This window comes from Micromonospora sp. AMSO12t, assembly GCF_008806585.1.
Taxonomy (GTDB): Bacteria; Actinomycetota; Actinomycetes; order Mycobacteriales; family Micromonosporaceae; genus Micromonospora; species Micromonospora reichwaldensis.
This window is the reverse complement of record NZ_WAAS01000270.1, coordinates 1-8,341: the sequence shown is the minus strand read 5'-3', so window position 1 is coordinate 8,341 and position 8,341 is coordinate 1. Positions and strand designations below refer to the sequence as shown.

At 75.6% G+C, this 8,341-nt stretch carries 7 protein-coding genes; 6 read left to right on the top strand and 1 reads right to left on the bottom strand.

Translation table 11 applies throughout. From position 1 onward, the window contains the following. Positions 1-24: 24 nt before the first annotated feature. The 4 genes from mnmA (at position 25) to F6X68_RS27305 (ending at position 3,706) form a co-directional block, all read left to right on the top strand. Positions 25-1,098: a tRNA 2-thiouridine(34) synthase MnmA gene (gene mnmA, locus F6X68_RS27320; RefSeq protein ID WP_151456954.1), complete on the top strand. Its 1,074-nt coding sequence runs from the start codon at positions 25-27 to the stop codon at positions 1,096-1,098. Positions 1,099-1,193: 95 nt separating this feature from the next. Continuing rightward, positions 1,194-2,198 carry a methionine synthase gene (locus F6X68_RS27315; RefSeq protein ID WP_151456953.1) on the top strand — a complete coding sequence of 335 codons (1,005 nt, stop codon included), beginning with the start codon at positions 1,194-1,196 and terminating at the stop codon, positions 2,196-2,198. A 36-nt stretch (positions 2,199-2,234) separates the two neighbouring features. Further along, on the top strand, positions 2,235-2,594 hold the full coding sequence (locus F6X68_RS27310; protein ID WP_151456952.1) for a VOC family protein: 360 nt from the start codon (positions 2,235-2,237) through the stop codon (positions 2,592-2,594). A gap of 110 nt (positions 2,595-2,704) precedes the next feature. Further along, positions 2,705-3,706 (top strand): ADP-ribosylglycohydrolase family protein, encoded by a 1,002-nt coding sequence (locus tag F6X68_RS27305; RefSeq protein ID WP_192581557.1) that lies wholly within the window; start codon positions 2,705-2,707, stop codon positions 3,704-3,706. Between the two features lie 127 nt (positions 3,707-3,833). On the opposite strand, the gene F6X68_RS27300 is transcribed toward F6X68_RS27305, so the two are convergent. Then, the gene (locus F6X68_RS27300) at positions 3,834-4,364 is read right to left on the bottom strand and encodes a type II toxin-antitoxin system PemK/MazF family toxin (RefSeq protein ID WP_151456950.1); all 531 of its coding nucleotides are present in this window, start codon (positions 4,362-4,364) and stop codon (positions 3,834-3,836) included. 199 nt (positions 4,365-4,563) lie between these two features. Here F6X68_RS27300 and ligA point away from each other — a divergent pair, with 199 nt between their 5' ends. Together ligA and F6X68_RS27290 are read left to right on the top strand one after the other, a co-directional pair. Then, positions 4,564-6,699 carry an NAD-dependent DNA ligase LigA gene (ligA, locus tag F6X68_RS27295; RefSeq protein WP_151456949.1) on the top strand — a complete coding sequence of 712 codons (2,136 nt, stop codon included), beginning with the start codon at positions 4,564-4,566 and terminating at the stop codon, positions 6,697-6,699. A gap of 217 nt (positions 6,700-6,916) precedes the next feature. Beyond that, positions 6,917-8,341, top strand: a 1,425-nt coding sequence (locus tag F6X68_RS27290) for a GGDEF domain-containing protein (protein ID WP_151456948.1), incomplete at its 3' end; no start/stop codon positions are given.

Genomic DNA, 8,341 nt, shown 5'->3' with positions numbered 1-8,341 from the left:
CGGTGGGGCGAAGGGAGTGAGCCGGTGAGGGTGTTGGCGGCGATGTCGGGCGGGGTCGACTCGGCGGTCGCGGCGGCGCGGGCCGTCGAGGCGGGACACGACGTGACCGGCGTGCACCTGGCGCTGGCCCGCAACCCGCAGACCTATCGCACCGGCGCGCGCGGCTGCTGCACGCTGGAGGACTCCCGGGACGCCCGGCGGGCCGCCGACGTCATCGGCATCCCGTTCTACGTCTGGGACATGGCCGACCGGTTCCACGAGGACGTGGTCGACGACTTCGTCGCCGAGTACGCGGCCGGCCGTACGCCCAATCCCTGCCTGCGCTGCAACGAGAAGATCAAGTTTGCCGCGGTGCTGGACCGGGCCGTGGCCCTGGGCTTCGACGCCGTGGTCACCGGCCACCACGCCCGGCTCGGCGCCGACGGCCTGCTGCGCCGCAGCGTCGACCTGCCCAAGGACCAGTCGTACGTGCTGGCGGTGCTCACCCGCGAGCAGCTGGACCGGTCGATCTTCCCGCTCGGGGACTCGACGAAGGCGCAGGTCCGCGAGGAGGCCGCGCGGCGGGGGCTGGCGGTGGCCGACAAGCCGGACTCGCACGACATCTGCTTCATCGCCGACGGGGACACCCGCGGCTTCCTCGCCCAGCGGCTCGGCGAGGCGCCCGGCGAGGTGGTGGACGCCGCCACCGGCGCGGTGGTCGGCAGCCACACCGGCGCGTACGCGTACACGGTCGGGCAGCGGCGTGGCCTGCACCTGGACCGTCCGGCGCCGGACGGCCGGCCCCGCTACGTGCTCTCCATCACGCCGAAGACCAACACCGTGACCGTGGGCCCGGCCGAGGCGCTGGAGGTTTCCCGGGTGCGCGCCGAGCGTCCGGTGTGGACGGGCGGCCCGCGCCCCGACGCGCCGCTGGAGTGCGAGGTGCAGCTGCGGGCACACGGGGACGTGGTGCCGGCGACGGTCGAGCTGACGGCCGACGGGCTGCGCGCCGAGCTGCGTCGCCCCGTCCGTGGGGTGGCCGCCGGCCAGGCCGTCGTGGCGTACCGGCCGGACCCGGCCGGCGACGTCGTGCTCGGCTCCGCCACCATCGCCGGCTGACCGGGACCGGGAACGTGCCTCCGGCGCGGGCGTCGGCAGAGCGTCCCCGTCCGGTCCCGGGCGGCCGGCGTCCGCGTACCGGATAGTCTTCGGCCGTGGCAGATCAGGTGTGGCCCTGGCCGGCCGGCGCGGCGACCGGCATCGGTTCGCTTCCCGGCACCGACATCGCCGAGGCGCAGCGGATCGTCCTCGGCGAGCTTCCCGCCCTGCCCCACCTGCCGGAGCTGCCGGGCCGGGGCCCCGGCGCCGACCTCATCGGCCGGACCGCCGGCCTGCTGGTCGAGCTGCCGGTGGAGCTGTACGCCGCCCGCTGGCGGATCGCGCCGCGCCCGGGACGGGACGTGCGCCGCGCCCGCGACCTGATGGAACGCGACCTCGACCAGCTCGCCGAGCAGGCCGAGGAGTACGCGGGGCCGGTCAAGATCCAGGTCGGCGGCCCGTTGACCCTGGCCGCGTCCCTGGAACTGCCGATCGGCGGCCGGATGCTGCGCGATCCCGGCGCGGTCCGGGACCTCACCAACTCGCTCGCCGAGGGGCTGCGCGGGCACGTGGCGGCGGTCGCCCGCCGGCTGCCGCGCGCCACCGTGCTGCTCCAGCTCGACGAGCCGTCGCTGCCGACGGTGCTCGCCGGGCGGGTGCCCACCGAGAGCGGGCTCGGCGCGTACCGGGCCGTGGATCCGAGCGTCGCCGCGTCGCTGCTGCGTACGGTCGTCGAGGCGGCCGGGGTGCCGACCGTGGTGCACTGCTGCGCGCCGAACGTGCCGCTGGAGCTGATCCGCTCGACCGGCGCCGTCGGCGTGGCCCTCGACCTCGGCCTCGTCACCGACCTGGATCCGCTGGGCGAGGCGATCGACGCGGGGCTCGGGCTGCTGGCCGGCGCCGTGCCCACCACGCCGTCGGCCGCCGGTCGCGCGCCGACCTCGGCGCAGGTCGCCGATCGCGTACGCCAGCTCTGGGACCGCCTCGGGTTCCCCCGCCGGCAGCTTGCCGAGCAGGTCGTGGTGACCCCGGCCTGCGGCCTCGCCAACGCCACCGGGCAGTACGCGCGCGCGGTGCTCGCCGCCTGCCGGGACGCCGGTCGGCGGCTCGCCGAGGACTGACGTTTGCCGTCGTACGGGCGGGGCAGGAAGGCCGACATGATCGGACAACTGCGCACCGTGGTCATCGACTGCCCCGACCCCCGGGCCCTGGCCGGTTTCTACGCGGAGCTGCTGGGCCTGCCCCTCGACGGCGACGCCAGCGACGACGGCTGGGTCGTGATCGCCGGTTCGGGGCACCGGCTCGCCTTCCAGAAGGCACCCGACCTGCGCCCGCCGACGTGGCCCGACCCGGAGCGCCCCCAGCAGTTCCACCTGGACGTGCAGGTGGCGGACGTCGAGGTGGCCGAGAAGCGGGTGCTGGAGCTCGGCGCGCGGCGGCTGCCCGGCGAGGGCGACGACTTCCGGGTCTACGCCGACCCGGCCGGTCACCCCTTCTGCCTGGTCTTCTCCGACTGACCCGGGCCCGTCACGCTCCGGGCGGTCCGGCACGCCCTCGCGGCCGGGTGGCGGGTGCCGGCGACGGCGTCGAGTGGTGCGGGTTGCGGGCGGGCGGCATGATCGCGGGAATGATCGACACCTCGCTCCGGCGGGCCGCCGGCTCCCTCTTCGGCCTCGCCTACGGTGACGCGCTGGGCAAGCCGACCGAGTTCCTGACCGTCGCCGAGATCGTTCGCCGCTACGGGCCGGCCGGCCCGCGTGACCTTGCCGGCGACCCGGTGCTGGTGACCGACGACACGCAGATGGCGCTGGCGGTCGGCTGGGCGCTGCACGACGCGCCGGCGCCGACCCCGGAGGCGGTCGAGCCGCTGCTGCGGAGGCGTTTCCTCGACTGGGCGGCCAGCCCGGAGAACAACCGGGCGCCGGGCATGACCTGCCTGCGCGCCTGCGCCGAACTGGAGCGCGGGGTGCGCTGGCAGGAGGCGACGGTGGCCGGCTCGAAGGGCTGCGGGGCCAACATGCGGGTCACCCCGGTCGGCCTGGTCGACGTCGACCTCGACACCCTCGCCGGGCTGGCCCAGCTCCAGGCGGGGCTGACCCACGGCCACCCGACCGGCCTCGCGGCCAGCGAGCTGACCGCGTACGCGGTGCGGCTGCTGCGCGACGGCGCGGCGCTGGCGGAGCTGCCCCGGCTGCTCGTCGACCGGGCCCGCGACCAGCGGCGGGTCTACCGCGCCGACTGGCTCGGCGACCTGTGGCAGCGCCCCGGCGTGGACGCGCCGGAGGACTTCATCGCCCGGGGCTGGGACGAGTGCCTCGCGGTCCTCGGTCGCCTGGACGCCGCGCTGGCCGGCCCGGACGACGGCGGCGACCCGTGCCGGCACACCGGCGAGGGCTGGATCGCCGAGGAGGCGCTGGCCACGGCCCTGTTCTGCGCGATCCGGCACGCCGACGACCCGGTGGCGGCGCTGGCCCGGGGCGCCACCACCGCCGGCGACTCCGACTCGATCGCCGCGCTGGCCGGCGCCTTCGTCGGCACCGCGCTGGGCATGGCGGCCTGGCCCGCCCCGTGGGCCGCCCGCATCGAGTACGCCGACCAGCTCACCACCCTGGCCCGCGCCTGGGACTGACCCGCGAAGCTTCCCCGGCCGGCGGCACCGGCGGCGCGGCCGCCCCGGACGGCGGGCCGCCACCGTCGCCGGCGGCCACGCTGCAACGCGGGTCAGGCGCCCGGCACGGTCGCCCGTTCGGTGCGGGTCAGGCGCCCGGCAGGTGGGGGAGGCGGCGGATGCGACGCCACAGGACGGGGTCGCAGTCGCCGGCACGGCGGGAGAAGTCGGCGAGCGGGACGTGCGCCGGCTCGGCCAGGTCGACGAAGCTGTCGTGGTCGGCGTCGGGGTCCCACTCGCGGGTCGGGATGCGGATGTGGTCGTCGCGGGCGCTCTTGTCCTGACTGGTGATCTTCAGGACGTCGGCGCCCCCGTCGTCGGTCCGCAGCACCAGGCAGGGCCGCACCTTCGAGCCGGTGCCGTCGGCGTACGGCACGTCGGCCCACCAGATCTCGCCGGGACGCGGCGCCCCGGCGGGAGACCGCTCGGCGGTACGCGGTCGGGGCGGCGCGGTGGACCGGCCGGGACCGCCCGACGGTCTCCGGCGGCCGGGCCGGGTGCCCGGTCGACGGGGCGGACGCGGAGCGGCGTCACGGCCGCCCCGCCGCCGATCGTTCCACGCCCAGCCGGCGGCCACGGCCAGCACGATCACCGCCGCCCAGAGCAGCCATTCCGGCATCCGTACCCCCGCCTGGTCAGTGGGCGCGGCGCGGACGCCGCGGGTTCGACGGCGGAGCGGATCCGCCCCCGCGGCCCCGCCGTCCGGCGATCCTCGCACGGCCGGGGCCCCCGCGCCGATCGGGCGCGACGGGTGGCCGGCGGATTGTCCCACCGGACCGATACGGTGCCGAGGTAGCGGAATCACGGGAGGTCGCACGGTGTCCGAGGAAACCATCGCCCAGCAGGTCACTCCGGCACAGGAGGCGGCGGCCGGCGCCGAACCGACCCCCGACGCCCGGGAACGGCACGCCACGCTCAGCCAGGAGCTGACGGAGCACCAGTACCGCTATTACGTGCTGGACGCGCCGACCATCCCCGACGCCGAGTTCGACCGGCAACTGCGGGAGCTGGAGGCGCTGGAGGAGCAGTTCCCGGCGCTACGCACCCTCGAGTCGCCGACGCAGCGGGTCGGCGGCACCTTCTCCACCGACTTCACCCCCGTCGCCCACGCCGAGCGGATGCTCTCGCTCGACAACGCCTTCGCCGACGAGGAGCTGGCGGCCTGGGCCGAGCGGGTCGAGCGCGACGCGGGCGGGTCGGTTCCCTACCTGTGCGAGCTGAAGGTCGACGGGCTCGCCATCAACCTCACCTACGAGCGCGGGCGACTGGTCCGGGCGGCGACCCGGGGCGACGGCCGCACCGGCGAGGACGTCACCGCCAACGTGCGCAGCATCCGCGACGTGCCGGGCCAGCTCGCCACGTCGGCCGAGTTCGGCGACGTGCCCGAGTTCGTCGAGGTCCGGGGCGAGATCTACTTCCCGGTGGCGGCCTTCGCCGACCTCAACGCCGGCCTGGTCGAGCAGGGCAAGCCGCCGTTCGCCAACCCGCGCAACGCCGCCGCCGGCAGCCTGCGCCAGAAGGACCCGCGGGTCACCGCCTCCCGGCCGCTGCGCCTGGTGGTGCACGGCATCGGCGCCCGCCGTGGCTTCCAGCCGGTCACGCAGTCCGAGTCCTACGCGGCGTTGAAGGCGTGGGGGCTGCCGACCAGTGACCGCTGGCGGGTGGTGCCCGACCTGGCCGGTGTCGCGGAATACATCGCCCACTACGCCGAGCACCGGCACGACGTCGAGCACGAGATCGACGGCGTGGTGGTCAAGGTCGACCCGGTCTCCATCCAGGGTCGGCTCGGCTCGACCAGCCGGGCGCCGCGCTGGGCGATCGCCTTCAAATATCCGCCGGAGGAGGTGAACACGAAGCTGCTCGACATCGACGTCGAGGTCGGACGCACCGGCCGGGTCACGCCGCGCGCCGTCCTCCAACCGGTCAAGGTGGCCGGCTCCACCGTCGCCTACGCCACCCTGCACAACGCCCGGGAGGTCGAACGCAAGGGCGTCCTGATCGGCGACATCGTGGTGCTGCGCAAGGCCGGCGACGTGATCCCCGAGGTGCTCGGCCCGGTGGTCGACCTGCGTCCCGCCGACGCCCGGCCGTTCGTCATGCCGACCACCTGCCCGGCCTGCGGCACGCCGCTCGCCCCGGCGAAGGAGGCGGACGTCGACATCCGCTGCCCCAACTCGCGCACCTGCCCCGGTCAGCTGCGCGAGCGGGTCTACCACCTCGCCGGCCGCAAGGTGTTCGACATCGAGGCGCTCGGCCACAAGGGCGCGGCGGCGCTGCTCGACGCGGAGGTCATCACCGACGAGGGCGACCTGTTCTCGTTGGACGAGAAGCAGCTCGCGCGCTCGCCCTTCTTCGTCAACAAGGACGGCACGCTCGGCAGCAACGCCGTCAAGCTGCTGGACAACCTGGCCGTGGCCAGGGAACGCGACCTGTGGCGGGTGCTGGTGGGCCTGTCCATCCGGCACGTCGGCCCCACCGCCGCGCAGGCGCTCGCCCGGCACTTCCGCTCCATCGAGGCGATCGACCGGGCCGGCGAGGAGGAGCTCTCCTCTGTCGACGGCGTCGGGCCGACGATCGCGGCGAGCATCCGGGAGTGGTTCGCCGTCGACTGGCACCGCGAGTTGGTCCGCAAGTGGCGCGAGGCCGGCGTACGGATGGCGGAGGAGGCGGTCGACGAGGGGCCGCGTCCCCTGGAGGGGCTCACGGTCGTGGTGACCGGCACGCTGCCCGGGTTCAGCCGCGACCAGGCGTCCGAGGCGATCCAGAGCCGGGGCGGCAAGGTGAGCGGGTCCGTCTCCAAGAAGACGTCCTTCGTCGTGGTGGGCGAGAATCCCGGCTCGAAGGCCGACAAGGCGGCCAGCCTGAAGGTGCCGGTGCTGGACGAGGACGGCTTCCGGGTGCTGCTCGACGCCGGCCCGGAGGCCGCCCGGGAGGTCGCCCGCACCGAGGAGTGACGACCGGGCGGAGGCGGCCACCGCCCCGGCGGGGCAGGCAGGACGGGGGCGACCGACCGGGCCGCGACGGCGGGCGGCGCCCGGTCGAGATACCAACTTAATTACGACTACGACCGATTCGCGACTGTCGTGCCGGGCATTGAGACACGGAGGGCGTTTCATTGGTGGCACGGCGTGCGACCGGTCACGCCCGTGGACCGAGCCCTCGGGAGGTGTGATGGAGTCCGCGGACTCGCGAAACTCCGTTCCGCCTGGCCGGGCACGCCCGTTCTTCGCCTTCGTCTGGTCGGTGGCCGCGCTGGCGGCGGTGCTCTGCGTACGCCCGCTGCTCGACCTCCCGGCCGAACTGCCGCGACTGCCGGTGGCGTTCTGGGTGATGGCGGCCCTGGCCGTCGGCTGCGACGCGCGCCCGTTCGTCCCGCCCGGGCGCCGGCAGACCTCCGCGGTCTTCCCGTCCACCTGCTTCACCTTCGCCATCCTGCTCGGCTGGGGGTTCGGTCCGGCGGTCCTGGTGCAGGCGGTGGCCGTCGTCGTCTCCGGCTGGCGGATGGGCCACGCCCCGTGGCGGACCGCCTTCAACGCCGCCCAGTACGCGGCAGCGCTGGGCGCCGCGTACGCGGTCACCTGGCTGGGGCCCGGCAGCATCTTCGACGGCGGCCGGCTGCGCGGCACGGACGTGCTGGCGGTGGGCGGCGCGACGGTGGCCTGGTTCGCCGTCAACTACGCGCTGGTCAGCACGGCCGTCCGGCTGCGCTTCGGCGACCGGTGGTGGCCCAGCCTGCGGCAGGGGCTGGGCTTCGAGCTGCTCTCCACCGGCTCGTTGCTGCTGCTCGCTCCGGTGCTGGTCGCGGCGGCGCGGGCCAGCGCGGCGCTGATCCCGCTGGTGCTGGTGCCGCTGTTCGCCGTCTACCGGATGGCACGGCTCAGCGTCGAGCAGCAGCAGCTCGCCTCGCTGGACCCGCTCACCGGCCTGCCCAACCGCAAGGCGTTGCTGGCCGAGGTCGGCGAGCAGGTGCACGTGCACTCCGAACGGGCGGCCCGCGGCGAGCCCGCCGCCCGGCTGGCCCTGCTCCTGATCGACCTCGACCGGTTCAAGAACGTCAACGACGCGCTCGGGCACGCGGTGGGGGACCGGCTGCTGGTCGAGGTGAGCGCGCGGCTGACCGACGTGGTCGGCGAGGGCATGGTCGCCCGGCTGGGCGGGGACGAGTTCGCCATCGTGATGACCGGCCTGGCCGACGTCGACGAGGCCCGGGAGCTCGCCGGCCGGGTGGTGCGGGCGCTGGCCGAGCCGGTGTCGCTGGACGGGTTGCCGCTCGACGTGGGCGGCTCGATCGGCGTCGCGCTCTTCCCGGAGCACGGCGAGGACTTCGCGACCCTGATGCGCCACGCCGACGTGGCGATGTACGACGCCAAGCACCGCAACGACACCGTGGCGGTCTACGCGGCCGAGTCCGACCACAACTCCGCCGAGCGGCTCGGCCTGCTCGCGGACCTGCGCCGGGTGCTGGAGGCGGGCCGTCCCGAGATCGCCCCGCCCGCCGGGGACGGTGCCGGCGCCCCGGGCGGCGACGGGGCGGTGGCCGTCCCGGCGGGACCGACGCCGGGCGGCCGGCTGCCGGGTGACGGGCGGGCCGGCGGC

Bases quoted from the DNA above. Each gene is read 5' to 3' on its own strand.
- F6X68_RS27310 (WP_151456952.1), top strand. From the start codon at position 2,235: ATGATCGGACAACTGCGCACCGTGGTCATCGACTGCCCCGACCCCCGG.
- F6X68_RS27305 (WP_192581557.1), top strand. From the start codon at position 2,705: ATGATCGACACCTCGCTCCGGCGGGCCGCCGGCTCCCTCTTCGGCCTC.
- F6X68_RS27300 (WP_151456950.1), bottom strand. From the start codon at position 4,364: ATGCCGGAATGGCTGCTCTGGGCGGCGGTGATCGTGCTGGCCGTGGCC.